This is a genomic window from Lysobacter sp. 2RAF19, assembly GCF_052115395.1.
Classification (GTDB): Bacteria; Pseudomonadota; Gammaproteobacteria; order Xanthomonadales; family Xanthomonadaceae; genus Noviluteimonas.
Map to the genome: position 1 here is coordinate 757,222 of NZ_JBFRGO010000002.1, position 24,651 is coordinate 781,872.

General features: G+C 67.9%; 20 protein-coding genes. 16 read left to right on the plus strand and 4 right to left on the minus strand.

Annotation, left to right across the window (positions count from 1 at the left end):
- Nucleotide 1: 1 nt before the first annotated feature.
- Genes AB4059_RS10420 through AB4059_RS10430 form a run of 3 tightly spaced genes read right to left on the minus strand, consistent with a single transcriptional unit; the run spans nucleotide 2 to nucleotide 4,686 of the window.
- Nucleotides 2-2,770 carry a valine--tRNA ligase gene (locus AB4059_RS10420; protein ID WP_498978835.1) on the minus strand — a complete coding sequence of 923 codons (2,769 nt, stop codon included), beginning with the start codon at nucleotides 2,768-2,770 and terminating at the stop codon, nucleotides 2-4.
- 4 nt (nucleotides 2,771-2,774) lie between these two features.
- Nucleotides 2,775-3,200: a DNA polymerase III subunit chi gene (locus tag AB4059_RS10425; RefSeq protein ID WP_498978836.1), complete on the minus strand. Its 426-nt coding sequence runs from the start codon at nucleotides 3,198-3,200 to the stop codon at nucleotides 2,775-2,777.
- Nucleotides 3,201-3,204: 4 nt separating this feature from the next.
- The gene (locus AB4059_RS10430) at nucleotides 3,205-4,686 is read right to left on the minus strand and encodes a leucyl aminopeptidase (protein WP_498978837.1); all 1,482 of its coding nucleotides are present in this window, start codon (nucleotides 4,684-4,686) and stop codon (nucleotides 3,205-3,207) included.
- Nucleotides 4,687-4,821: 135 nt separating this feature from the next.
- Here AB4059_RS10430 and lptF point away from each other — a divergent pair, with 135 nt between their 5' ends.
- Entirely contained in the window at nucleotides 4,822-5,910 is a 1,089-nt protein-coding gene (gene lptF, locus AB4059_RS10435; protein ID WP_498978838.1) for an LPS export ABC transporter permease LptF, read from the plus strand.
- Nucleotides 5,853-7,010 (plus strand): LPS export ABC transporter permease LptG, encoded by a 1,158-nt coding sequence (gene lptG, locus AB4059_RS10440; protein WP_498978839.1) that lies wholly within the window; start codon nucleotides 5,853-5,855, stop codon nucleotides 7,008-7,010. Before lptF ends, lptG begins: the two co-directional genes overlap by 58 nt.
- On the opposite strand, the gene AB4059_RS10445 is transcribed toward lptG, so the two are convergent.
- Nucleotides 7,011-7,484, minus strand: coding sequence for an RDD family protein (locus AB4059_RS10445; RefSeq protein WP_498978840.1), 474 nt, complete (start codon nucleotides 7,482-7,484; stop codon nucleotides 7,011-7,013).
- Nucleotides 7,485-7,935: 451 nt separating this feature from the next.
- Between AB4059_RS10445 and xerD the strand changes: the two genes are divergently transcribed.
- The 14 genes from xerD to gspD all read left to right on the plus strand — a co-directional run bounded on the left by xerD (nucleotide 7,936) and on the right by gspD (nucleotide 24,528).
- On the plus strand, nucleotides 7,936-8,886 hold the full coding sequence (xerD, locus tag AB4059_RS10450) for a site-specific tyrosine recombinase XerD (RefSeq protein ID WP_498978841.1): 951 nt from the start codon (nucleotides 7,936-7,938) through the stop codon (nucleotides 8,884-8,886).
- 92 nt (nucleotides 8,887-8,978) lie between these two features.
- Entirely contained in the window at nucleotides 8,979-9,842 is an 864-nt protein-coding gene (locus AB4059_RS10455; RefSeq protein WP_498978842.1) for a DsbC family protein, read from the plus strand.
- 41 nt (nucleotides 9,843-9,883) lie between these two features.
- On the plus strand, nucleotides 9,884-13,804 hold the full coding sequence (gene purL / locus AB4059_RS10460) for a phosphoribosylformylglycinamidine synthase (protein WP_498978843.1): 3,921 nt from the start codon (nucleotides 9,884-9,886) through the stop codon (nucleotides 13,802-13,804).
- A gap of 55 nt (nucleotides 13,805-13,859) precedes the next feature.
- Nucleotides 13,860-15,584: a type II secretion system ATPase GspE gene (gene gspE, locus AB4059_RS10465; protein ID WP_498978844.1), complete on the plus strand. Its 1,725-nt coding sequence runs from the start codon at nucleotides 13,860-13,862 to the stop codon at nucleotides 15,582-15,584.
- Nucleotides 15,585-15,588: 4 nt separating this feature from the next.
- On the plus strand, nucleotides 15,589-16,806 hold the full coding sequence (gene xpsF / locus AB4059_RS10470) for a type II secretion system protein XpsF (protein ID WP_498978845.1): 1,218 nt from the start codon (nucleotides 15,589-15,591) through the stop codon (nucleotides 16,804-16,806).
- Nucleotides 16,803-17,234, plus strand: a complete 432-nt coding sequence (gspG, locus tag AB4059_RS10475; protein WP_498978846.1) for a type II secretion system major pseudopilin GspG — start codon at nucleotides 16,803-16,805, stop codon at nucleotides 17,232-17,234. The genes xpsF and gspG overlap by 4 nt, the downstream gene beginning before the upstream one ends.
- Nucleotides 17,235-17,238: 4 nt before the next feature.
- Nucleotides 17,239-17,700 carry a type II secretion system protein XpsH gene (gene xpsH, locus AB4059_RS10480; protein WP_498978847.1) on the plus strand — a complete coding sequence of 154 codons (462 nt, stop codon included), beginning with the start codon at nucleotides 17,239-17,241 and terminating at the stop codon, nucleotides 17,698-17,700.
- A 2-nt stretch (nucleotides 17,701-17,702) separates the two neighbouring features.
- Nucleotides 17,703-18,131: a type II secretion system protein XpsI gene (gene xpsI / locus AB4059_RS10485; RefSeq protein ID WP_498979059.1), complete on the plus strand. Its 429-nt coding sequence runs from the start codon at nucleotides 17,703-17,705 to the stop codon at nucleotides 18,129-18,131.
- A complete protein-coding gene (locus AB4059_RS10490) occupies nucleotides 18,128-18,775 on the plus strand; it encodes a prepilin-type N-terminal cleavage/methylation domain-containing protein (protein ID WP_498978848.1) in 648 nt (215 codons plus the stop codon). The genes xpsI and AB4059_RS10490 overlap by 4 nt, the downstream gene beginning before the upstream one ends.
- 56 nt (nucleotides 18,776-18,831) lie before the next feature.
- Nucleotides 18,832-19,671 carry a type II secretion system minor pseudopilin gene (locus tag AB4059_RS10495; protein ID WP_498979060.1) on the plus strand — a complete coding sequence of 280 codons (840 nt, stop codon included), beginning with the start codon at nucleotides 18,832-18,834 and terminating at the stop codon, nucleotides 19,669-19,671.
- Nucleotides 19,668-20,849: a PilN domain-containing protein gene (locus tag AB4059_RS10500; protein ID WP_498978849.1), complete on the plus strand. Its 1,182-nt coding sequence runs from the start codon at nucleotides 19,668-19,670 to the stop codon at nucleotides 20,847-20,849. Before AB4059_RS10495 ends, AB4059_RS10500 begins: the two co-directional genes overlap by 4 nt.
- Complete coding sequence (gspM, locus tag AB4059_RS10505) at nucleotides 20,830-21,522, plus strand: type II secretion system protein GspM (protein WP_498978850.1); 693 nt, start codon at nucleotides 20,830-20,832, stop codon at nucleotides 21,520-21,522. The genes AB4059_RS10500 and gspM overlap by 20 nt, the downstream gene beginning before the upstream one ends.
- Nucleotides 21,509-22,276, plus strand: a complete 768-nt coding sequence (locus tag AB4059_RS10510; protein WP_498978851.1) for a type II secretion system protein, XpsN-like — start codon at nucleotides 21,509-21,511, stop codon at nucleotides 22,274-22,276. The genes gspM and AB4059_RS10510 overlap by 14 nt, the downstream gene beginning before the upstream one ends.
- Nucleotides 22,277-22,290: 14 nt before the next feature.
- The gene (gene gspD, locus AB4059_RS10515; RefSeq protein WP_498978852.1) at nucleotides 22,291-24,528 is read left to right on the plus strand and encodes a type II secretion system secretin GspD; all 2,238 of its coding nucleotides are present in this window, start codon (nucleotides 22,291-22,293) and stop codon (nucleotides 24,526-24,528) included.
- The last annotated feature ends 123 nt before the right edge of the window (nucleotides 24,529-24,651 follow it).

Below are 24,651 nucleotides of genomic sequence, written 5' to 3' on the forward strand. Positions count from 1 at the left end.
GTCAACCCAATCGCGCCCGTTGCGCGGCCAGCGCATCGCGCTGCGCGGTCCAGTCGACCAGGCGCTGGCGCTCCTGCTCGACCACCGCCGCCGGCGCGTTCTGGACGAAGGTTTCGCTGGCGAGCTTGTTGGTCGACTTCACCAATTCAGCTTCGACACGCTTGAGTTCCTTGTCCAGCCGCGTGCGTTCGGCCGACAGGTCGACCAGTCCTTCGAGCGGGACGAACAGGCGCATCTCGCCGACCAGGCCCGCGGCCGCGGCCGGCGGTTCGCCCTGCAGCACGTCGATGGATTGAATGCGGTTGAGGAAGCGCAGCTGCGAATCGAAGCGACCCAGTCGCTTGCACTCGGCTTCACCGCCGCCCTGCACGAGCAAGGCGATCTGGCGCGTCGGGGAAACACCGAGTTCGCTGCGGATGCGGCGCAACGCGCTGACCATCGCCTTGAGCCATTCGACATCGGCTTCGGCCGCGGCGAAGTCGCCCGCGTTGTCGCCGGCCTGCGGATAGGGTTGCAGCGAAATCGTCGGCGCGTCGATCGACAAGCGCGCTGCCACCGAACGCCACAACTCCTCGGTCACGAACGGCACCAGCGGATGCAGCAGGCGCAGCAGCGTTTCGAGCACGTGCAACAAGGTGTGGCGCGTGCTGTCGGCGGCCTGCGCGTCGCTGCCGTTGAGCGCCGGCTTGGCGAGTTCGACGAACCAATCGCAGAACTCGTTCCAGGCGAATTCGTACAGCGCCTGCGCGAGCAGGTCGAAGCGATACGCGGCGAAATGGGCCGCGGCCTGCGTCGTCGCATCCTCCAGGCGCGCGAGGATCCAGCGCTCGGCGTCCGTCGCGGGCGTCGGCTTGCCGGTGAACACCTTGCCTTCGGAATTCATCAGCACGAAGCGCGCGGCATTCCACAACTTGTTGCAGAAATTCTTGTAGCCCTCGGCGCGGCCGAGGTCGAACTTGATGTCGCGGCCCGGGCCGGCGAGGGCGCACATGGTGAAGCGCAACGGATCCGCGCCATGCGCGGCGATGCCGTCGGGGAATTCCTTGCGCGTGGCCTTCTCGATCTTCTCGGCCATCTTCGGCTGCATCAGCCCGGTCGTGCGCTTGGCGATCAGCGCATCGAGCGCGATGCCGTCGATGATGTCGAGCGGGTCGAGGATGTTGCCCTTCGACTTCGACATCTTCTGGCCGTCCTTGTCGCGTACAAGGCCAGTGATGTAGACGTCGCGGAAGGGCACGCGCCCCGTCAGGTGGTCGGTCGCCATGATCATGCGCGCGACCCAGAAGAAGATGATGTCGAAGCCGGTGACGAGTACCGACGAAGGCACGTAACGATCGAACCCGAGCTCGCCCATCTTCGCTTCGTCCGGCCAACCCATCGTGCTGATCGGCCACAACTGCGAGGAGAACCAGGTCTCCAGCACGTCGTTGTCCTGCGACAACGCGACATCGGCGCCGAGCGCATGCTTCGCGCGAACTTCGTCTTCGTTGCGACCGACGTAGATCTTGCCGGCGGCGTCGTACCACGCCGGAATGCGATGGCCCCACCACAGCTGGCGGCTGATGCACCAGTCCTGGATGTTCTCCATCCAGTGGCGATAGGTGTTGATCCAGTTCGGCGGGACGAACTTCACTTCGCCGCTTTCGCACAGATCGAGGCCGCGCTTGGCAAGCCCATCCATCTTCACGAACCACTGGTCCGTCAGATACGGCTCGATCACCTGGCCGGTGCGGTCGCCGCGCGGCACCTGCAGCTTGTGCGGCTTGGTTTCCACGAGCAGGCCGAGCGCTTCCAGGTCGGCGAGCACCTGCTTGCGCGCAATGTAGCGATCCAGGTCGCGGTACTTCTCCGGCACGTTGCCGTTGGTGACTGCGTCCGGGGTGAAGATGTTGATCAGCGGCAGCGAATGACGCTGGCCGACGAGGTAATCGTTGAAGTCGTGCGCGGGCGTGACCTTCACCACGCCCGTGCCGAATTCGCGATCGACATACGCGTCGGCGATGATCGGGATCTCGCGATCGGTCAGCGGCAGCTTCACCGTCTTGCCGATCAGCGGCGCGTAGCGCTCGTCGTCGGGATGCACCATCACCGCGGTGTCGCCGAGCATCGTTTCCGGGCGCGTGGTGGCCACGGTGAGGATGCCGCTGCCGTCGCTCAGGGGATAGGCGATCGACCACAAGTGGCCGTCTTCTTCCTCGTTGACGACTTCCAGGTCGGAGATCGCGGTCTTCAACACCGGATCCCAGTTGACCAGGCGCTGGCCGCGATAGATCAAACCGTCTTCATGCAGGCGCACGAAGGATTCGATCACCGCTTCGGCATTCATCGGATCCATCGTGAACACGCTGCGCGACCAATCGCCCGAAGTGCCCAGGCGGCGCATCTGGCGTTCGATCGTGTGGCCGCTCTGTTCGCGCCACTCCCACACCTTGTCGATGAAGCCCGCGCGCCCGAGGCCGTCGCGGGTCAGGCCATCGCGCGCGAGGTTGCGCGCGACCACCATTTCGGTCGCGATGCCGGCGTGGTCGGTGCCCATCTGCCACAGCGTGTCGAAGCCGCGCATGCGGTGATACCGCACCAGCGCATCCTGCAGCGTGTGCTGGAACGCGTGGCCCATGTGCAGCGTGCCGGTGACGTTCGGCGGCGGCAACAGCACCACGTAGGGCTCCCCGGTGCCGCGCGGCTTGAACGTGCCGGCGCTTTCCCACGCCGTGTAAAGGCGGGATTCGAAGGAGGACGGGTCGTAGCTGGGGGCGAGGGCGTCGCTCATCGGGTCACATGTCGTGCTTGGTTACATCGAAGCCACGCGCGGCGTACTGCTTCCAGCGCTCGCGCAGCGGACCGCGCGCGCTTTCGTCGGCGGGCACCACTTCCAGGACGCGTTCGACCGCGCCTTCCACCGCGCCGTCGCGCAGGTTGATCACGATCGGCCGCAGGACCGCGTCGACGTCCGGCGGCGCGATCAACACCGCGGCCTCGTCCTCGTCGTCGTCCTGGCCGGCGATCTGGTGCGGGATGTAGGCATCGTCGCCCATGTCCCACAACAGATCGTCGAGCGTTTCGGCCTGCGCCGCGTCGCGCGCGAGGATCAGCGTCCAGATCCCCGCATCGTGCGCCTTGCGTGCGAGTTCGCACACCAGCCGCAGCGGTTCATCGCGGAACCGCGGCTTCGCGATCAGGTAGAAATCGGCGCGTGGCACGCGATCAGGCTGCCGCGCGATCGAGCAACCACTGCGACAACAGGCCCACCGGACGGCCCGTTGCCATGCCGCGCTTGCCTTCGTCGTTCGCCACGCCGGCGATGTCCAAGTGCGCCCAGCGCTGTCCTTCGGCGAAGCGCGCCAGGAAGCAGCCGGCAGTGATCGCGCCGGCCCAGCGGCCGCCGATGTTGTAGACGTCGGCGAAGCTGGACTCGAGCAGCGACTGGTATTCGTCCCACAGCGGCAGGCGCCACGCGCGGTCGAACGTGGTTTCGCCGGCGGCGAGCAGTTCGTTCGACAGATCGTCGTGCTTGCTCATCAGGCCGCTGGCGTACTTGCCCAGCGCCACGACGCACGCGCCGGTGAGCGTGGCCACGTCGACCAGCGCCTGCGGTTCGAAGCGCTGCGCGTAGGTGAGCGCGTCGCAGAGGATCAGGCGGCCTTCGGCGTCGGTGTTGCCGACTTCGATGGTCTTGCCCGACATCGAAGTGATGACATCCGACGGGCGATAGCTGTCGCCGTCGGGCATGTTTTCCACCGCCGGCACGATGACGACCAGGTTGATCGGCAACTGCATGCCGACCGCGGCGACGAAAGTGCCCATCACCGTCGCGGCGCCGCACATGTCGTACTTCATTTCCTCGATGCCGCCCTGGACCTTCAGGTTGATGCCGCCGGTATCGAAGGTGATGCCCTTGCCCACGAGCACGTAGGGTTTTGCGCCGCCGCCGTTGTTCCACTTCATGACGACCATGCGCGGCGGGTTGGCCGAACCGCGCGCGACGGCGAGCAGCGAGCCCATGCCGAGCGCATCCATCGCATCGCGGTCGAGCACGTCGCACTCGGCCTGCGGGAAGCGCGCGGTGAATTCCTGCGCCTGCTGCGCGAGGTAGGCCGGGTTGCAGATGTTGGGCGGCAGGTTGCCCAGTTCGCGCGAGAACGCGACGCCCGCGGCGATCGCCTTGCCCTGCGCGAGCGCCTGCGCGTCGTCGCCGGCAATGGCCATCGCCTTCAGGCCCGTCTCTTCGCGCTTCTTGTTCTTCGCGCCGAGCGTGGCGGTGTAGCGATAGCAGGCGTGCGCGGCGGCGACGACGGCCTGGCGGATGTTCCAGGCGGCGTCGCGCTCCTTGACGGGGATTTCGGTCAGCGTGAACAAGGCCGAGGCGGCCGGGCCGGTGCGCAGCGCACGCGCGGCGTCGCCGACGGCCTTGAGGTATTGCGCGGTGCCGAACTTGTCGCGTTCGCCCAGGCCGATGACGAGCACGCGGGGCGCGGCCACGCCCGCAAGGTCGTGCAGCAGCGCGGTGCAGCCGGTCTTGCCGCTGGCGTCGCCACGGGTGATGAGCGCGGCGATGCGGCCGCCGCTGGCGGCATCGATGGCCTGCGCGGCGGGCGAAAGGCTGCCGTCGGCAAAGGCGCCGACGACGACGCAATCGGTCGCGACGCCGGCAACGGCCGCGGAATTAAGGGTGAATTCGAGGGACATCGCAACTTTCCGGGGGGTGAGAAGGTCGCCCGCGACTTCGGGGTCGCGTCGGTTTCCGTACAATCGCCCGGCGTTTGATGCCGCGCGGCCGGACTTCCGGCGAACGAAGGCGGAATTCTAGAGCAACGAGGCCCGATGCCGAAGCTGGACCGCTATCTCTCGCGCGAATTGGCCCAATCCGTCATGGCGGCTTTCGTGGTCCTGGGCCTGATCAGCCTCGGTGGCGTCTTCGCCGACCTGCTCAGCGAGATCGCCCGCGGGCGCGTTCCCGCCGGCCTGATGCTCTCGCAACTGGGCCTGCGCGTCGTCACCTTCCTCCCGATCCTGCTGCCCCTGGCGCTGATGCTCGGCATCCTGCTGGCGATGGGCCGGCTGTACCGGGATTCGGAAATGCCGGTGCTGGCCTCGGTCGGCGTGGGGCCCAGGCGGCTCCTCAAGCCCCTGTTGCTGGTCGTCGGCCCCGCGGTGGTGGTCGTGGGCCTGTGTTCGCTGTGGCTCGGGCCCGCGGCGTTGCGCCTGGGCGAACAGATGATCTGGGATGCCAACCGCAACCTGGTGCTCACGGGACTGGAGCCGGGCCGCTTCATCGCGCTGCCGAACAATGGCGGCGTCATCTACGTCGGGGGCATGTCGCCGGACGGGCGTCGGTTCTCGCGCATGTTCGTGCACCGGATCTCGGGCGATCGCATCGATGTCAGCACCTCGATGACCGGCACGCTCACCGTCGATGCCGACGGCACGCGCTACCTGAAGCTCGATGACGGCTTCCGCGTCGAAGGCCCCTCCGCCATCGGCCGCGACTATCGCCTGATGCGCTACGCCAGCAACGAACTGCGCCTGCCCGACACCGAAGCCCGGCGCGCGAAGGACGATCCGGAACTGGCGCCGACCACCGAACTGCTGTCCGATCCGCGCCCCGGCGCCGCCGCGCAGTTGCATTGGCGCATCGCGCCGCCGCTGCTCACGCTCGCCTTCGCGCTGATCGCCGTGCCGCTCGCGCGCAGCGCCCCGCGCCAGGCGCGCTACGGCAGCATCATGATCGCCTTCCTCGGTTACCTGGTCGGCATGTTCAGCATGGTGCTCGGCCAACAGTGGATCGAATCCGGGCGCGTGCCTGCGCCGCTGGGCCTGTGGTGGTTGCTCCTGCCGCTGCTCGCGTTCGCGACATGGCTGTATCTGCGCGATGGCCGCATGCGCCGTCCGCGCACCGGGAGCGGTGCATGAAGCCGTTCCCGAAGGTGCACGATGTCTACATCGGTCGCGTCGTCCTGAGTTCGGTGCTCCTCACCTGGGCGATCGTGACGGGGCTGGATCTGGTGCAGTCGCTGCTGCTCAGCGAAGTCAAGGACATCGGCCAGGGCCAGTACGGCTTCGTCGAAGCGCTGACCTACATCGCCTACACCGCGCCGCGCCGTGCGTACACGTTGTTCCCGACCGCGGCGGTCGTCGGCACGCTGATGGGCCTGGGGCAACTCGCCGCGAGTTCCGAACTCACCGCGCTGCGCGCGCTGGGCCTGTCGCGCCGTCGTTTGAGCGGCGCGGTCGCGCTCGCGCTGGCCGTGCTCACGCTGCTGATGGTGGTCAATGGCGAAACGCTCACGCCCTGGGGCCAGCGCAAGGCCGACCAGCTCAAGGCGCAGGCGCGTTCGAACAACGCGATCCTCGCCCAATATGCCGGCGTGTGGGCGCGCGAGGGCGATGTGTTCTTCAACGCGCTCACGGGCCAGCAGCGCAGCGCCAAGGGCGACAGCTGGCTCGAATTGAACAACGTCAATCTCTATCAGTTCGACGACGAAGGCCGCCTGGCCTCCATCGCACAGGCCGCGATCGCCGAGCATCGGCCGAGTGGCTGGATCCTGCGCAACGTCACGCGCACGACTTTCAACGCGCGTTCGGTGGAGCAGAAGACGATCCCGCTGGAGCGCTGGAAGACGCAGCTCGACGATGCCGCGCTGGCCGCCAGCGTCACGCGTCCGCGCTTCCTGCCCTCGCGCGATCTGGCGCAGAGCATCGATTACTTCAAGCGCAACGGCTTGGACGCCGGCGAGTTCGAGGAAATCTACTGGGGTCGCTGGTTCTATCCGATCAACGTGCTGGCCTTGTGCCTGGCGGCGGTGCCGTTCGCGTTCGGTTCGCTGCGCAGCGGCGGCATGGGCAAGCGTTTGTTCATCGGCATCGTGTTCGCGCTGGGGTTCTGGATGTTGCAGACGCTGTTCGGCAACCTCGCCCAGGCCTTCCACTTCGATGTGCGTGTCGCGATGTTCCTGCCGTTGGCGGTGATGTTCGGGGTGTCGATGTTCCTGTTCCGGCGGCGCAGCGGCTGATCAGCGCTTCGCTTCGCGCCGCATGCGGGTGTTGCTCGCGCGGTCGTGCCAGGTGAGGCGGTCGCGGTCGATCCACGCCCACCAGAATCCGAGTCCTGCTAGGAGCAGGGACGCCGAGCCCACCGCATAGCGGACCCACAGTGCGCGCCAAGTGGGCTTTCCGCCGTCGGCCGCGACCACGCGCAGGCGCCAGGGGCGCATGCCGAGTGTTTGTCCGCCGCGTCGCCAGCTCAGGACGGCGTAGAGGCCGGCGATCGTCCAGCACACGAGCCACAGCAGCCATTGCAGGGGGCTGAAGGGGGCGATGTTCTGGTGGGTGTCGTGGTGGCCCAGGTAGGTGTAGGCGAGGGTGAAGCACAGGGATGCGATGAACCACACTGCGATCACGGGGAAGGCGTCGTACAGCAGGGCGAAGAGGCGCCAGAAGACCAGGGCTTTGGGGTTGTCGGGCGGGGTTGTGTTTGTTTTTTGCATCGCAGAAGGATACCGGGGGCTGTGGGGGCGGCTCCACCCGATGGGCGCGGCGCGCCGCCGCATTGGAGGGCCTCATTGCTCCGCAAGAGCTCACGCTCCGCAATGAGGCCCTCCAACGCGACGACCACCGCGCACGACGCGTCGGGTTGCGCGACAGCGCTGTGGGGAATGGGGGCGTGGTGGGTGGAGGCATGCGCGCGTACAGCCAACACACCAGACGGGCCGGCGCCTCGCCCGTCGAGGACATCACGACTCGCGTGGGTGCTGGTCCTCGCAAGCGCGATGTCCTCTCTCGGGCATCGGCGCCTTCGCGGCGATCGTTAAGAAAAGCGGGTGCGCAGCGCTCTCAACGATTCAAATTTTTTTCCCAAAAAAATTTGGAATGCACAACGTTCGGGCGGCGCGCCAATGATTCCCTCGCTCCAAGAGCAAGTCGGCTAAGCTCGGAAACATGCCGTCCTCGCCCTCCGAACGCCGCACGCTCGCCATGCACCGCGGGCCCGTGCCCGATGCGGACGAACGCGCGATCGCCGAATTCCTCGACGCCTTGTGGGCCGAATCGGGCGTGGCGCAGGCAACACTGGAAACCTATCGTCGCGACCTGGAAGGCTACGCACGCTGGCGCGAAGGGCAGGGCGGCGGACTTGCGGGCGCCGACCGCGCGGATCTGTTCGACTACTTCGCACTCCGCACCCACGCCGGCTACTCCCCGCGCAGCAACTCGCGCCTGCTGTCCACGCTGCGCGCGTTCTACAACCACTGCGTGCGCAGGCAAGTGCGCGAAGACGATCCCACGGCCCTCATCGATCCCCCGCGCCTGCCGCGCTCATTGCCGAAAGCGTTGTCCGAAACCGACATCGATGCATTGCTCGATGCCCCCGACATCGACGATCCGATCGGACTGCGCGATCGCGCGATGTTCGAATTGATGTACGCCTGCGGCCTGCGCGTGAGCGAGTTGTGCAACCTGCCCTCGACCGCACTGAACCTCCGGCAGGGCGTGCTGCGTGTGATGGGCAAGGGCAGCAAGGAACGCATGGTGCCGCTGGGCGAAGAAGCGCAGCACTGGTTGCAGCGCTACCTCGCCGACGCGCGGCCGAAGATCGCGGGCAAGCGCGCGCTCGCGCCCCTGTTCCTCGAACACAGCGGCGAAGCCCCCAGCCGCCAGAAGTTCTGGGTGCTGGTGAAGCACTACGCCGCCGCCGCGGGCATCGACCCGCGCCGTATCAGCCCCCACGGGCTGCGCCACAGCTTCGCCACGCACCTGCTCAACCGCGGCGCGGACCTGCGCGCGCTGCAGCTCCTGCTCGGCCACAGCTCGCTTTCCACGACACAGATCTACACGCTGGTGGCGCGCGAACATTTGCAGAAGCTGCACGCCAAACACCATCCGCGCGGGTGAATGCGCCCGGCGTGGGCCGATCCGTGACCAGTGGTACGCGACCTTCAGCGTGGCCGTGCCATGATCCGGCCGCCTCCCCTCTGGATCGTTCGATGATGCGTTTCGCCGCCGGCCTGCTTTGCGTCGCCCTCAGCCTGTCCGCCTGTGCGCAGGACGGCCCGCCGGCCGTGGCCGCCAAGCCGGGCGCCAAGGCGACCAGGGCGCCCAACGCCATCGAGCCCTTCATCCGCGCGGGCACGCCCGAAGCGCGGGCGCGCGACGCGATCCGCCGCATCAACGACCAGGTCACGATCGAATGGGTCGGGGCCGCGCCCTTCCCGGGCTTCCGCCAGCTGGTGGTCGGCGGCCAGGTCGTCTATGTCAGCGACGACGGCAAGTACTTCATGCAGGGGCAGGTGTTCGACACCCAGACCGACACCAACGTGGGCGACGCCCCGCTCAACGCCGTGCGCCGCAAGCTGATGGCCACCGTTCCGCGGGCCGACCGCATCGTCTTCTCCCCGCCCAACCCCAAGTACACGGTGAGCGTCTTCACCGACGTCGAATGCGGGTTCTGCCGCAAGTTCCATAGCGAAATCGCCGAAATCAACCGCCAGGGCATCGCGGTGGAATACCTGGCCTTCCCGCGGATGGGCCTGGGCAGCGACGATTTCCGAAAGATGGTCTCGGTTTGGTGCGCGCCCGACCGGCGCCGGGCCCTGACCGACGCCAAGAACGACCGCCCCATCAAGGCCGTGGACTGCAAGAACCCGGTGACGATGGAGTACGACCTGGGCCGCCGCGCGGGCCTGACCGGCACGCCGATGATCCTCGCGGCCGACGGCACGGCGCTCGGCGGCTACCTCCCGCCGGAAAAGCTGCGCGCCGCGCTCGACCAGCTGGCGGCCGGCAAGCCGGTCGGGAAGTCGACCGCAACCGAACCGGCCAGCGGCCGGGGCGGGGCCGGGGGCCGCTGACCGGTTAGAATGCGGGGCCCGTTCCCACGGTCCCGTCCCAGATGATCGTCCTCGAGGGCCTGCCGGCCCTTTCGCCGTTCCGAACCGAACGGCTGCAAGCGCGCCTGCAGGCGCTGGCTCCCGCGCTGCGCATCGCCGGCGCCTGGTTCACGTATTGGGTCGAGCCGGCGAACGCGGAGGCCCGCGTCGACCGCGACGCCCTGCATCGCATCCTCGAAGCCGGCGACACGCAGGCGCCGCGCGCCGGCGACGCCGTGTCGCGCTACGTGCTGCCGCGCCTGGGCACGATCTCGCCGTGGGCGAGCAAGGCGACCGAGCTGCTGCACGGCGCAAACCTTCCGATCAAGCGCGTCGAACGCGGCTTGCGCCTGGACATCACCGGCTGGCCCGACGATGCCGCCACGCAATCGGCGCTCGCGCGCCTGCTGCACGATCCGATGACGCAATCGCTCGTCGCCGACCGCAACGCGGGCGCGGCGATGTTCGCAACGCCCGAGCGCGCCGTGCTCGAAGTCGTACCCGTCTCGACGCTCGATGCCGCCAACGCGCGCCTCGGCCTGGCGCTGGCGCAGGACGAAATCGACTACCTGCGCGATCGTTACGGCGAACTGGCGCGCGACCCGCACGACGTCGAGCTGATGATGTTCGCGCAGGCCAACTCCGAGCACTGCCGGCACAAGATCTTCAACGCCACGTGGACCATCGACGGGCGCGAGATGGCGATCAACGGGCAGGCCGCGTCGTTGTTCAAGATGATCAAGAACACGCACGCGCGCACGCCGAAACACACGCTGTCGGCCTATAGCGACAACGCGGCGGTGATGGAAGGCGCCGAAAGCGTTTCGCGCTTCCGCCCCGACCCGCAGACGCACGAATACCGCAGCGAGCCCGCGCAGCCCGGCGCGTTCTGCATCAAGGTCGAAACGCACAACCATCCGACGGCGATCTCGCCCTTCCCCGGCGCCTCCACCGGCGCGGGCGGCGAAATCCGCGACGAAGGCGCCACCGGCCGCGGCGGCCGCCCGAAGGCGGGCCTGGCCGGTTTCTCGGTTTCGCATTTGCGCATCCCGACGCTGCCGCAACCGTGGGAAGCGCCGCGTGCGCTGAACCCGCGCATGGCACCCGCGCTGGAAATCATGACCGACGGCCCGCTGGGTGCCGCGGCGTTCAACAACGAATTCGGCCGCCCGAACCTCAACGGCTATTTCCGCAGCTTCGAACTGAGCGAAGGCGACGGCCTGGTCCGCGCTTACGACAAGCCGATCATGCTGGCCGGTGGCCTGGGTGCGATGGATCGCGACATGGTCGCCAAGCGCCTGCTCTCGCCGGGCGATGCGGTGATCGTGCTCGGTGGTCCGGCGATGTTGATCGGCCTGGGCGGCGGCGCCGCAAGTTCGGTGGCCTCGGGCGAAAGTGCCGAGGAACTCGATTTCGCCTCCGTGCAGCGCGACAACCCGGAGATGGAGCGACGCGCGCAGGAAGTGCTCGATCGTTGCGTCGCGCTCGGCGACGACAATCCGATCCAGTCGGTGCACGACGTGGGCGCCGGTGGTCTGTCCAACGCGATCCCCGAACTGCTGCACGACTCGGGCGTGGGCGGCGTGATCGACCTGGACCGCATCCCCACCGACGATCCGACGCTGTCGCCGATGCAGTTGTGGTGCAACGAATCGCAGGAACGTTACGTGCTCGGCATCGCGCCCGATCGCATCGCGGAATTCGCGGCGCTGTGCCTGCGCGAGCGTTGCCCGTTCGCGGTGGTGGGGTATGCGACGGCCGAAGAACGCCTCGTCGTCGCACACGGCGCCACGCCCGAACACCTGCCCGCCGATCGCGCGATCGACCTGCCGATGGACGTGTTGTTCGGCAAGGCGCCGAAGATGCATCGCAACACCACGACGCCGCCCGCGCCGCGCTGGCCGGAGCTGTCGACGCAGGCGCTGGACCTCAACGACGCCGGCCTGCGCGTGCTCGCGCATCCGACGGTGGCGGCCAAGCAATTCCTGATCACCATCGGCGATCGCACCGTCGGCGGGCTCACCGCGCGCGACCAGATGGTCGGCCCGTGGCAGATGCCGGTCGCCGATTGCGCGATCACGCTCGCCGATTACGCCGGTTTCGGCGGCGAAGCGATGGCCGTCGGCGAACGCACGCCGCTGGCCCTGCTCGATGCCGCCGCCGCCGCGCGCATGGCCGTGGGCGAGGCGATCACCAATCTTTGCGCGGCACCCGTCGCGTCGCTGGATCGCATCAAACTTTCCGCCAACTGGATGGCCGCCGCCGGCCACCCGGGCGAGGACGCGAAGTTGTTCGACGCCGTGCGCGCGGTCGGCATGGAACTGGCGCCCGAGCTCGACCTGAGCATCCCGGTCGGCAAGGACTCGCTGTCGATGCAGGCGCAGTGGACGGCCGATGGCATCGCGCAGAAGTCGGTCTCGCCGGTGTCGCTGATCATCTCCGCGTTCGCGCCCGTCGACGACGTGCGCCAGCAGCTCACGCCGCTGCTCGTGCGCGAAGCAGACACCGAGGTGTGGCTGATCGGCCTGGGCGGCGGCAAGCAGCGCCTGGGCGGTTCGATTCTCGCGCAGACGCATCCGGCCTCCGGTGTCGGCGCGGCCGCGGCCTTGCCGGCTTTCGCCGGCCCCGTGCCCGATCTCGACGATCCGCAGCGCCTGCGCGCGTTCTTCGAATTGATCCGCGATGCGCGCCAGGCCGGTCTTGCGCAGGCGTATCACGATCGATCCGACGGCGGCGCGTTCGCGGCGCTGTGCGAAATGGCGTTCGCTTCGCACCTGGGCCTGGACATCTCGCTCGACAACTGGGGCGAAGATCCGTTCCGCACGTTGTTCAACGAAGAACTCGGCGCGCTGGTGCAGATTCGGGCGGAAGATCGCGCGGAATTCGCCGACCTGGTCGCGCGCCATGGCCTGATCGATTGCGCGCAACGCATCGCGCGCCCGACGACTGCGCCCGCGATCCGCGTGTTGCGCGAAGGCGCGGTGCTGACCGAATGGCGCTGGGAGGCCTTGTTCGATGCATGGTGGTCGGTGACGCACGCCATGCAGCGCCTGCGCGACAACCCCGAATGCGCCGATGAAGAACAGGCGACAGCGCGCCGTTTCGACGCGCCCGGCCTGCAGCCGCGCCTGACCTTCGATCCGTCCGACGACATCGCAGCGCCCTACATCAATACCGGCGCGCGTCCGCGCGTGGCGATCCTGCGCGAGCAGGGCGTCAACAGCCAGATCGAAACGGCCTACGGTTTCGACCGCGCCGGCTTCGCCGCCGTCGACGTGCACATGAGCGATCTCATCGCCGGGCGCGCGACGCTGGCGGACTTCAAGGGCTTCGTGGCCTGCGGCGGTTTCAGCTACGGCGACGTGCTCGGCGCGGGCCGCGGCTGGGCGACCTCGGTGCTCGAACGTCCGGAGATGCGCGAGCAGTTCGCGCGCTTCTTCGAACGCGCGGACAGCTTCGCGCTCGGCGTGTGCAACGGGTGCCAGATGCTCGCGCAGCTCAAGCCGATCATCTCCGGCGCCGAACATTGGCCGCGCTTCCTGCGCAATCGCAGCGAACAGTACGAAGCGCGCCTGGCCCTGCTGGAAGTGTTCGATTCGCCGTCGGTCTTCCTGCACGACATGGCCGGTGCGCGCATTCCGGTGGCGGTGGCGCACGGCGAAGGCCGCGCGGCGTTCGCCGACCAGGCCGACGCCGAGCGTGCGCTGGTCGCGCTGCGCTATGTGCATGGCGACGGCAAGCCGGCCACGGTGTACCCGGCGAATCCGAACGGCTCCCCGGATGCCATCGCGGGCCTGACCACCACCGACGGCCGCGTGACCATCCTGATGCCGCATCCGGAACGCACGCTGCGCAGCGCGAACTACAGCTGGGCGCCGCGCGACTGGCCCGACGACAGCCCGTGGATGCGGATCTTCCGCAACGCGCGGAAGTGGGTGGGGTAAGCCGCGAATTCCCCCGACCGGCCCCCTACACCACCTCTGCTAGAGTCGGGCGATCATGAACGCCATCGTCAACCCCTCCGAATCCGGCGTCGAGGTTGCCGCCGACGACCGCATCGTCGCCGCGCTGGTCGAACGCGGGCGCCTCAAGGACGCCGACCTCGCCCGCGCGCGCCGCCTGCAGGAAGAAACCGGCGGCAGCCTGCTCGGCCTGCTCGCGCGACTGGGCCTGGTGTCCGAGCGCGACCACGCCGAAACCGCGTCGGCCGTCCTCGGCCTGCCGCTGGTCAGTTCGAAGGACGCCCCCGAGTTGCCGCCCGAATCGGTCGTGCTCTCGGTGAAGTTCATGAAGCAATTCCACGTCGTGCCCGTCGCCGAACGCGACAACGTGGTCGACGTGCTGATCGCCGATCCGCAAGACTTGTACGCGCTCGACGCCGTGCGCCTGGCCACCGGCCGCGACGTGCGCCCGAACATCGCGCTGCGTTCGGAAATCGACGACCTCATCGAACGCTGGCACGGCCAGGGCCGCAGCGCGATGGGCGCGATCATCGAAACGGCCGAGGGCGAAACCGGCGACATGGACGATGTCGAGCACCTGCGCGACCTGGCGTCCGAAGCGCCCGTCATCCGCCTGGTGAACCTGATCATCCAGCGCGCGGTCGAACTGCGCGCCTCGGACATCCACATCGAACCCTTCGAAAACCGCCTGAAGGTGCGCTATCGCGTCGACGGCGTGCTGGAGGAATCGGAAAGCCCGCCGGCCAACCTCACCGCAGCGATCATCAGCCGCATCAAGATCATGGCGAAGCTCAACATCGCCGAACGCCGCCTGCCGCAGGACGGCCGCATCATGCTGCGCGTGCAGGGCAAGGAACTGGACCTGCGCGTGAGCACGATGCCCACCTCGCACGGCGAGAGCGTGGTGATGCGCCTGCTCGACCGCGAGACGGTGGTGTTCGATTTCGAGCGCCTGGGCTTCACCGAGGAATTCCTGCCGCAGTTCCGTCACGTGCTCGAACAACCGCACGGCATCCTGCTGGTGACGGGCCCGACCGGTTCGGGCAAGACCACCACGCTGTACACCGCGCTGAGCAAGCTCAATACCAGCGACGTCAAGATCATCACCGTCGAAGATCCGGTGGAATACCAGATCGAAGGCATCAACCAGATCCAGGCCAAGCCGCAGATCGGGTTGGACTTCGCCAACGCGTTGCGCTCGATCGTGCGACAGGACCCGGACATCATCATGATCGGCGAAATGCGCGACCTGGAAACCGCGCGCATCGCGATCCAGTCCGCGCTCACCGGCCACCTGGTGCTCTCCACGCTGCATACCAACAACGCGGCCGGCGGCATCACGCGCCTGCTGGACATGGGCGTGGAGGATTACCTGCTGACCTCGACGGTCAACGGCATCCTCGCCCAGCGCCTGGTGCGCCGCCTGCATACCGAAAGCGCGGAGCGCTATCGCGCCTCGCCCGAGGAAATCGAGAAGTTCGGCCTGCGCAAGTACCAGCCCGAAGGCGACATCCACCTGTATCGCCCACGTGCTTCGGAGTTTTCGCCCTCCGGTTACCTCGGGCGCACGACGATCATGGAGTTCCTCGTGATGAACGACGAACTGCGTCGCGCCGTCATGCGCCACGCCGGCATGGGCGAACTCGAACAGCTGGCGCGCACTTCCGGCGGCATGCGCACGATGTACGAGGACGGCATCGTCAAGGCGCTCGCGGGCGTCACCACCATCGAAGAAGTCCTGCGCGTCACCGAAGACGCATAAACCCATGCCCCTATTCCGCTACAAGGCGCTCAACAACCGCGGCGAAATGCTCGACGGCCAGATGGAAGCCGGCAGCGCGGGCGAAGTGGCCTTGCGCCTGCAGGAACAGGGGCATCTGCCGGTCGAAACGCGGCTGGCATCCGAAGGCGGCGGTGAATCGGCGTGGCGCGCCCTGTTCAAGCCCAAGCCCTTCGCCGGCGAACGGCTGGTGCAGTTCACGCAACAACTGGCGACCCTGCTCGGCGCGGGGCAACCGCTCGATCGCGCGCTGACCATCCTGCTGGAACTGCCCGAAGACGAAGCGGCCAAGCGCACCGTCGCCGACATCCGCGATGCCGTGCGCGGCGGCAGCGCGTTGTCCACGGCGCTGGAGCGCCAGCACGGCACGTTCTCGCGGCTGTACGTCAACATGGTGCGCGCCGGCGAAGCCGGCGGCACGCTGCACGAAACCCTGCAGCGCCTGGGCGAATATCTCGAACGCAGCCGCGCGTTGCGGGGGCGCGTGGTCAATGCGCTGATCTATCCGGCGATCCTGCTGCTCGTCGTCGGCGGCGCGCTGTTGTTCCTGCTGGGCTACGTCGTGCCGCAGTTCTCGTCGATGTACGCCAGCCTCGATGCGCAACTGCCGTGGTTTTCGCGGATGGTGCTGGGCCTGGGCCTGTTCGTGCGCGACTGGTGGATCGTCATCGTCGTGCTGCCGGCGCTGGCGCTGTGGTGGTTCGACCGCAAGCGGCGGGATCCGGCCTTCCGCGCCCGCTTCGATGAATGGCTGTTGGGCAAGAAGATCGTCGGCCCGCTGATCGCGCGGCTGGAAACCGCGCGGCTGGCGCGCACGCTGGGCACGCTGCTGCGCAATGGTGTCCCCTTGCTGACCGCGCTGGGCATCGCGCGCAACGTGATGGGGAACCTCATGCTGCAAGCGGATGTCGAATCCGCCGCCAACGACGTGAAGAGCGGCGTCGGCCTGTCGACGGCACTCGGCAAGGGCAAGCGTTTTCCCCGCCTGGCCCTGCAGATGATCCAGGTGGGCGAGGAATCCGGCGCGCTCGACACCATGCTGCTGAAGACCGCCGACACGTTCGAAGCCGAAACCGGGCAAGCGCTGGACCGCATGCTGGCCGCGCTCGTCCCCGTCATCACGCTGGTGCTCACCGCCGTCGTCGGCGTCGTGATCATGGCCGTGCTGATGCCCATCTACGACCTCACCAACGCCATCGGATGACCGCCATGAACCGAAACGCCAGGGCCCCCGTCGCCCGCGCCGCACAGTCGGGCTTCAGCCTGATCGAAATCATCATCGTCGTCGTGCTCATCGGCGGCATCGTCGCCTTCGCGGCCACGCGCATCCTCGGCGGCAGCGATCGCGCCAAGGTCAACCTCGCCAAGGCGCAGGTGCAGACCATCGCCGAGAAAGTGCAGCAATACGAACAGGACACCGGCACGTTGCCGCCCACGCTCAACGCGCTCGTGCAAAGCGATGCCAGCGGTTGGCTCGGTCCCTACGCCAAGGCCGCCGAGCTCAACGATCCCTGGAACCATCCCTTCGCCTACAAGACGCCGGGCGAGGGCAAGCCGTTCGACCTGATGAGCCTGGGCAAGGATGGCAAGCCGGGCGGCACAAGCGTCGACGGCGACATCGCGTTCGAATAACCGCATGCGCCCGGTCGCGTTACCGCGCGGCTTCACGCTGCTCGAAGTGCTGATGGTGCTGCTGCTGATCGCAGTGGCCAGCGGCATCGCGGCCGCGGCGATCACCGGCGGCTTCTCCGGCATGCGCCTGCGCGCCGATGCCAAGGAGATCGCCGCGCAATTGCGCTACACGCGTGCGCAGGCGATTTCGACCGGTGAATCGCAACGTTTCATCATCGATCCGGCCGCGCACACCTGGGCCGCGCCGAACGACCGCGGCGGCACCGTCGACAAGAAATTCGGCATCACCTTCACCGGCGCGCGCGAAGTGAAGCCGGCCAACGGCATCGGCGGCATCGTGTTCTTCTCCGACGGCGCCTCCACCGGCGGGCGCGTGCAACTCAGCGAGAAAAACGCCGCGTGGAATATCGACGTCGCGTGGCTCACTGGCGAAGTGAAAGTCCGTCGCAGCGAGGTGGCGCGATGATCCTGCGGCATCGCGCGGCCGGCTTCACGCTGATCGAAGTGATCCTCGCCTTCGCGTTGCTCGCGCTCGGGCTGACGATCCTGCTGGGCATCCTGTCGGGCGCGACCAAGCAGGTGCGGTGGGCCGACGACGCGGGGCGCGCGGCGATGCACGCGCAGACGCTGCTCGCGCAACAGGGCGTCGGCGAACCGCTCGAGCAAGGGCACAAGGAAGGCGATTTCGAACAGGGCCGTTACCGCTGGACGCTCGACGTCGAACCCTGGCGCGACCCGAGCATCGTTTCCGAAAACCCGCAGCCGCAGGATCCCAACGCGGCGAAGCTGTTCGAGATCAACCTGAAGATGCAGTGGGGCGATGGGTCTCCGCGTAATCGCTTGCAGGTCCAGTCCCTGCGCCTGGTCGCGCCGACCCTGCAGGGAGGCATGCGATGAGCGTGCCTGTTCGCAGCCGTCAGCGCGGCTTCTCGCTGATCGAAGTCCTGCTGGCGACGATGCTGCTCGCCGCGGGCCTCGCGCTTGCCTTCGCATCCCTGCGCGCCGCGACGGCCACCGCCACGCGCGGCGAAGACATCGCGCAGCGCAACGAGCACATGCGCGCGGTCGAACTGTTCCTGCGCCGGCGCATCGGCGGCGCGCGCCCCGTGCAGTTCGGCCTCAACCAGGACACCGGCATGCCGCGGCGCTTCGAAGGCGACGCAACACACATGCGCTTCGTCGCCGACCTGCCCGATTACCTCGGGCGCGGCGGGCCCTATCTGCACGAACTCACGCTCGTCGATGGCGACGACGGGCAACGCCTCGAAGTCGCCTTCACCCTGGTGCTTGCGGGCGAAACCAAGGCCGAGACGCCGCCGCGCCCACCGGAAGTCCTCGCAGGCCCGTTGCGCGAAGCGACCTTCCGCTATCGCGCGATGAAGGCGGACAACACGCTGGGCGATTGGCAGGATCAGTGGACGGCGGGCGATCGGCTGCCCCTGCAAGTCGAAGTCACGCTGCGCGACGCCGATGGGCGCGCGTGGCCGCCGATGGTGATGGCGTTGCCGCTCGCGGCGGGTTACGTGGGGTCGGCGTTGTGAGCGCGCGCCGTTCGCATCGCAGGCAACGCGGCATCGCGCTGCTGCTCGTGCTGTGGATGATCGCCCTGCTCACCGCGCTCGTCGGTGCGTTCGCGCTGACGGCGAAAATCGAAGGCCTGCAGGGGCGCGTGTTGCATCGCGGCGTGATCGCCGACGAAGTGGCGCGCGCCGGTTTCGAATATGCACTCACGCGCGTCGTCGAACCCGACCCGCGCCGCCAGTGGCGCCCCGACGGGCGCGACTACGACTGGAAGTTCGCCGACGCCGACGTCAAGGTTTCGCTCACCGACGAAAACGGGAAGATCGACCTCAACCAGGCGGACATGCCCTTGCTGGCGGCGCTGTTCCAACAGCAGGGCGGCATGTCGATGGAGGACGCGCGGCAGATCGCGGCCGCGGTGATGGACTGGCGCGACCCGGACCTGCTCACGCAGCCCGAAGGCGGCGCCGAAGACCCCGATTACGCGTCGGCCGAACGCCCCTACGGCGCGAAGGACGCGCCCTTCGAAAGCGTCGCCGAACTCGAACAGGTGCTGGGCATGACGCCCGCGTTGTACGCGAAGGTCGCGCCCGACCTGACCGTCTTCAGTGGCCGCACGCGCCCCGACCCGGCGTTCGCCTCGGCGCCGGTCCTGCAGGCGATGGGCCTGGACCCCGAACCCACGATCGCGCGCCGCCGTGCATGGGATCCGTCTTCCGGGCAACCGGCGCCGGTCCTGGAAGGCGGCGAGCCTTTAGTGAGCAGCGGCAGCGGCACGTATAGTATCGACAGCCGTGCACGGCTTCGCGATGGACGCGAAGCGAGGCTGCGCGTCGTGGTGCGTGCGGGGGGCAACGGCCTGCCGGGCTCCGCGTACACGCCGCTGCGCTGGGAGGAGGGAGCATCGCCGCGATGAATGCACTGCGCGACCGTATCGGCCGCATCCAGACTCGTGTCCTGCCGGGCGCGGGTGGATGGCTGTCGTGGTGGTCGCGCGCGCTCGCCGCGTGGTTGCCGATGCGCTGGCGCACCGCGCTGGGCCTGGGCCGAGATCGTCTCCTGCTCTCGCAGGACGCCGGCACGGGCGAAGATGCATTGCAGGTTCGCCTGCAGGCCGGCGACGTCGACGCCGCCGCGATCCGCGACATCGGCCGGCTCCCCGCCGGCGAAGACCTCGGCATCGACGCCGATCCCCTCGCCACGGTGCTCACCCCTTCGATCGCCGACCTGACGCGCTGGCTCGTCATGCCCGCATCGACGGGGTTGCGCCGGCGCCTGACCTTGCCCGCCGCCGCCGCCGAACGCCTGCGCGACGTGGTGTCCTTCGAAATCGATCGGCAGACGCCCTTCACCGCGGAGACGGCGGCCTACGACGCGCGCATCCTCGGCCGTCGCGCGAGCGACGGCCAGCTGGATGTCGAACTCGTCGCCGTTCCGCTGACCGCGATCCAGCCGCGCATGGCCGCGCTGGGCGGGATCCAGTCGACGCTCTCGGGCATCGACCTGTCCGACAACAACGGCGTCCCGCTCGGCGTGAATCTCCTGCCGCCGGCGCAACGCCGTCATCGCGCCGATCCGCTGGCGCGATGGAACTGGGTGTTCGGCGTGGTCGCGTTGCTCGCCCTCGGCCTGGCGCTCTGGCAGATCCTCGAGAACCGCCGCGCCGCCGCCGATGCTTTCGAACAACAGGTTTCCGCGCAGAGCGCGAAGGCGCGCACCGCCTCGCAGCGTCGCCAGGAACTGGTCGACATGGTCGAAGGCCAGGCCTATCTCGACCAGATGCGTCGCGGCCGGCCGAGCGCGATCGAAGTGATCGACGAACTCACGCGCCGCCTGCCCGACTCGACCTACATGGAAAAGGTCGCCATCGAAAACGACAAGCTCACGCTGATCGGATTGAGCAGCGAAGCCTCCTCGCTCGTGCAGCGCCTCGAAGGATCGCCCCTGTGGCGTGCGCCGGCGTTGACCGGCGCGCTGCAGCCCGATCCGCGATCGGGCCGCGACCGCTTCACGCTGACGGCCGACATCGCGGTCGTGCAACCCACCGTGCAGAACCGCCAGGAGACCGCGACCAGTGGCCCCGGCAACGACTGACCGCGATCGCTGGCTCGCGCTCGGCCTGCTCGTGGCCGCGCTCGCCCTGGCGTACTTCGTGCTGCTGCATCCGTGGTGGACGGTGCCGATGATGGACACCGAAGACCGCATCGCGACCCTGCAGGCGCGCGAGTTGCGCGTGCGCACGCAGCTGGCGCAGGCGCCCGCCGTCGAACGCCGCCTGGTGCAAGTGCGCGAAGCGCTGCGCGGTCGTCCCGGTTTCCTGCCCGAAGCCACGCCGGAACTCGCGACGGCAGGCCTGGTGCAACGCCTGGAAACCGTCGTCGTGCAGGCGAGCCCCGGCAACCGCAGTTGCGCGATCACCAATCGCTCGCCGTTGTCCGAACAGCGCCCGGCCGAACGTTTCCCGCGCGTCACCGTGCAGGTGCGCCTGCGTTGCGGCGCCGGTGAACTGGCCAGCGTGCTGCATTCGCTGGAAAGCGGCAGCCCGCGCGTGTTCATCGAAAACCTCAACATCCTCGCGCAGCGTTACTTCTACATGCCGGGGCAGGGCAAGGCGCAGAGCGGCGGCCTGGACGTGAGCTTCGACCTGTACGGCTTCATCGCCCCGCGCCCGGCCGCGAAGACGGCGCGCGCGCCGGCGCCGACGCAGGCACCGCCGCCGGAAGACGTGCCCGTGTCGGAGCCGGGAGGTCTCAATGAGACTGAGTGACGCCGGCCCGCGCACCTGGCTGCTCGCGACCGTCGCCGGCTGGGCTTTGCTCGCTTGGGTGCTCGCACTCGTGGGCATGGGCGGGCGCATCGGCACCTTGCCCGACGATCCCTCGCTCTCGCGCGCCCTGCCGGACGTGCCGAAACTGCAGCCCGAACGCATCGGCCCCATCGCGCAATACGCCGAAACCGCGCAGCGCCCGCTGTTTTCCGAAGACCGTCGCCCGCAACCGTTCTCGCTGCAACCGCAGGGCGACGAGAATGCGGCGCAGCAGTTCGAATTCGTGCTCACCAGCGTGTTGATCACGCCGAAGTTGCAGATGGCGATCATCACGCCCACCAACGGCGGCCAACCGATCCGCATGAAGCAGGATGAAGCGCCGGCCGAAGCGCAAGGGTGGCGCCTGGTGTCGCTGGAACCGCGCGCGGCCACCTTCATCGGCCCGCAGGGCGAGAAGCGCATGGAGTTGCGCACCTTCGACGGCAAGGGCGGCACTGCGCCGACCACGACGGCCGCACCCGACATCACCATGGATGCGCCGGCCGACGCGACGTCCGTCGCCGCGCCCCCGCCGGTTCCACCGCCGGCCGCCGCCAACGCGACCGCACCGCAGCAAACGGGTTCGACCCTCGAGGAGGCCCCGATGACGCCCGAGCAACAGATGGACGCGATCCGCAAACGCATCGAGCAACGTCGCGCGCAACTGCGCCAGGAAGCGCAGCAACAAAACAACCAGAAGACTCCGGCGCAATGAGCAGAGAGCGAGCCATGACGAATTTCCGATCCAGACTCGCGACGCTCGCGATCACCGCCTGCCTCGTGGCGATCGCCGGTTGCACCTCGCAACCGGTGGCCACGATCAAGAAGGAAGGCGATCGCGGCGTACCGGTCATCCAGTCCAACCTGCCGCGCCCGCAGATGGACACGACCACGGGCACGACGACCACGCCCGTCGGCGAGACGCCGGCGGCCGAAGGCGCGCCGACGGCGCAGCTCAAGCGCGGCACCGGCGAAGTGATCAACCGCAGCGCGGCGAGTGCGCCGCCACCGAACCTGGGCGGCAGCTCGGGCGCGGCGACGTTCAACTTCGAAGGCGAATCGCTGCACGCGGTGGTCAAGGCGATCCTCGGCGACATGCTCGGGCAGAACTACGTGATCGCACCGGGCGTGCAGGGCACCGTGACGTTGGCCACGCCGCGCCCGGTGAGCCCGGCGCAGGCGATGTCGCTGCTCGAACAGGTGCTGGGCTGGAACAACGCGCGCATGGTGTATGCCGACGGGCGCTACAACATCGTCGCCGCCGATGCCGCGCTCGCCGGCACGGTCGCGCCGCGCACCGGTTCGCCCGCGCTCGCGCGCGGCTACGAGGCACGCGTGGTGCCGCTGCGCTTCATCTCCGCCGAGGAGATGAAGAAGGTGCTGACGCCCTACGCGCGCCCGAATGCGATCATCACCACCGACAACGCGCGCAACGTCATCACCATCGGCGGCACGCGCGCCGAACTCGAAAACTACATGCGGACGATCGAAATCTTCGACGTCGACTGGCTCAAGGGCATGTCGGTGGGCGTGTTCCCGCTGAAGTCCGGCAAGGCCAGCAAGGTCGTCGGGGATCTCGAAAAAGTGTTCGGCGAGACGAGCAAGTCGCCGGTGGCCGGCATGTTCCGCTTCATGCCGCTGGACGGCGCGAACGCGGTGCTCGTGATCACCTCGCAGCCGCGCTATCTCGACGAAATCCAGTCGTGGCTCGATCGCATCGAAGGCGCGGGCGGCGAAGTGCAGCTGTTCTCCTACGAGCTGAAGTACGTCAAGGCCAAGGACCTCGCCGACCGCCTCGCGCAGGTGTTCGGCGGCAGCAGCCGCGGCAACTCTGACCAGGGCACGGGCTCGCCCTCGCTGATGCCGGGCCTGGAGTCGACCGAGATCAAGGACAGCGGCGTCGACAGCAACGGCACGAGCAATGCCTCGCTCGGCGGCGATTCGTCCGACAACTCCGGTGGCGGCCTGGGCGAAGGCATGTCGCTCAATCCGCGAAACGGCGGCGGCAACGGCAACGTCACGTTGCAGGTCGACGGCGGTACCGTCGGCGTTGCGGCGGTCGATGAAACCAACACCTTGCTTGTGCGTGCGAATGCCGGCGCTTGGGCCTCGATCCGCGACGTGATCGAGCGCCTCGACACGATGCCGCTGCAAGTGCACATCGAGGCGCAGGTGGCGGAGGTGAAGCTCACGGGCGACCTGCGCTACGGCGTGAACTGGTATTTCGAGAATGCGATTCCGGATCCGACGCTCCGTGCGCTTGCGCTTGGGCGTTCGATCTGGGGGTCGACGGCGGGCAGTGCAGGTGGAGTCGCAACGGACGGCGAGGGTGGCATTACCGGCGGCATGTCGTTCACCTTCCTCGGCCCCAACGCCATGGCGGTGATCAATGCGCTGGATCGCGTCACCGACGTCAATCTGTTGCAGACGCCCTCGGTGGTGGTGCGAAACAATGCCGAAGCGACGTTCAATGTCGGCAGCCGCATCCCGATCGAGTCGGTCAGCGTCAACACCGGCAATGCGGACCCTACGAACACCATTAGCCAAGTGCAGTACTTGGATACCGGTACCATCCTCAAGGTGCGTCCGCGTATCACGAAGGACGGGATGGTATTTCTGGACCTCGTGCAAGAAGTCAGTACGCCGGGCCCGCAGACAGCGAGCAACGCCAACGTGCGAATCGACACGCGTCGTCTAAAGACCGAAGCTGCGATCCAGAGTGGCGAAACTGTGATGCTGGCCGGTCTGATCCAGGACGAGCGCTCAAAGGGCGCATCGGGCATTCCGGGCCTGAGCCGCATACCGTGGATTGGCGGCTTGTTTGGCACCCAATCTACTGGCACTTCGCGTACGGAGGTCATCGTGCTGCTCACGCCGACCATCATTCGTAACCCGCAGGAAGCGCGCGACCTCACCGACGAATACGGCCAGAAGTTCCGCGCGCTCGAACCGCTCTATCGCAAGTAAGGATTCGCGGTTTCGCTGGAGCAGGAGGGAAGGCTGACGGCGATGTAGCGTCGCAGCCTTCTAGTCGCAAAGTCAGTGCAGGAGAAATCCTCTGCGAAGGAGACGGACCCACCGTCTCATCAA

Bases quoted from the DNA above. Each gene is read 5' to 3' on its own strand.
- AB4059_RS10490 (WP_498978848.1), top strand. From the start codon at position 18,128: ATGAGCGTGCCTGTTCGCAGCCGTCAGCGCGGCTTCTCGCTGATCGAA.
- lptF (WP_498978838.1), top strand. From the start codon at position 4,822: ATGCCGAAGCTGGACCGCTATCTCTCGCGCGAATTGGCCCAATCCGTC.
- AB4059_RS10495 (WP_498979060.1), top strand. From the start codon at position 18,832: ATGATCGCCCTGCTCACCGCGCTCGTCGGTGCGTTCGCGCTGACGGCG.
- lptG (WP_498978839.1), top strand. From the start codon at position 5,853: ATGGCTGTATCTGCGCGATGGCCGCATGCGCCGTCCGCGCACCGGGAG.
- AB4059_RS10445 (WP_498978840.1), bottom strand. From the start codon at position 7,484: ATGCAAAAAACAAACACAACCCCGCCCGACAACCCCAAAGCCCTGGTC.
- purL (WP_498978843.1), top strand. From the start codon at position 9,884: ATGATCGTCCTCGAGGGCCTGCCGGCCCTTTCGCCGTTCCGAACCGAA.
- gspD (WP_498978852.1), top strand. From the start codon at position 22,291: ATGACGAATTTCCGATCCAGACTCGCGACGCTCGCGATCACCGCCTGC.
- AB4059_RS10455 (WP_498978842.1), top strand. From the start codon at position 8,979: ATGATGCGTTTCGCCGCCGGCCTGCTTTGCGTCGCCCTCAGCCTGTCC.
- AB4059_RS10420 (WP_498978835.1), bottom strand. From the start codon at position 2,770: ATGAGCGACGCCCTCGCCCCCAGCTACGACCCGTCCTCCTTCGAATCC.
- xpsF (WP_498978845.1), top strand. From the start codon at position 15,589: ATGCCCCTATTCCGCTACAAGGCGCTCAACAACCGCGGCGAAATGCTC.
- xerD (WP_498978841.1), top strand. From the start codon at position 7,936: ATGCCGTCCTCGCCCTCCGAACGCCGCACGCTCGCCATGCACCGCGGG.
- gspG (WP_498978846.1), top strand. From the start codon at position 16,803: ATGACCGCCATGAACCGAAACGCCAGGGCCCCCGTCGCCCGCGCCGCA.
- AB4059_RS10510 (WP_498978851.1), top strand. From the start codon at position 21,509: ATGAGACTGAGTGACGCCGGCCCGCGCACCTGGCTGCTCGCGACCGTC.
- xpsH (WP_498978847.1), top strand. From the start codon at position 17,239: ATGCGCCCGGTCGCGTTACCGCGCGGCTTCACGCTGCTCGAAGTGCTG.
- gspE (WP_498978844.1), top strand. From the start codon at position 13,860: ATGAACGCCATCGTCAACCCCTCCGAATCCGGCGTCGAGGTTGCCGCC.
- AB4059_RS10500 (WP_498978849.1), top strand. From the start codon at position 19,668: ATGAATGCACTGCGCGACCGTATCGGCCGCATCCAGACTCGTGTCCTG.
- AB4059_RS10430 (WP_498978837.1), bottom strand. From the start codon at position 4,686: ATGTCCCTCGAATTCACCCTTAATTCCGCGGCCGTTGCCGGCGTCGCG.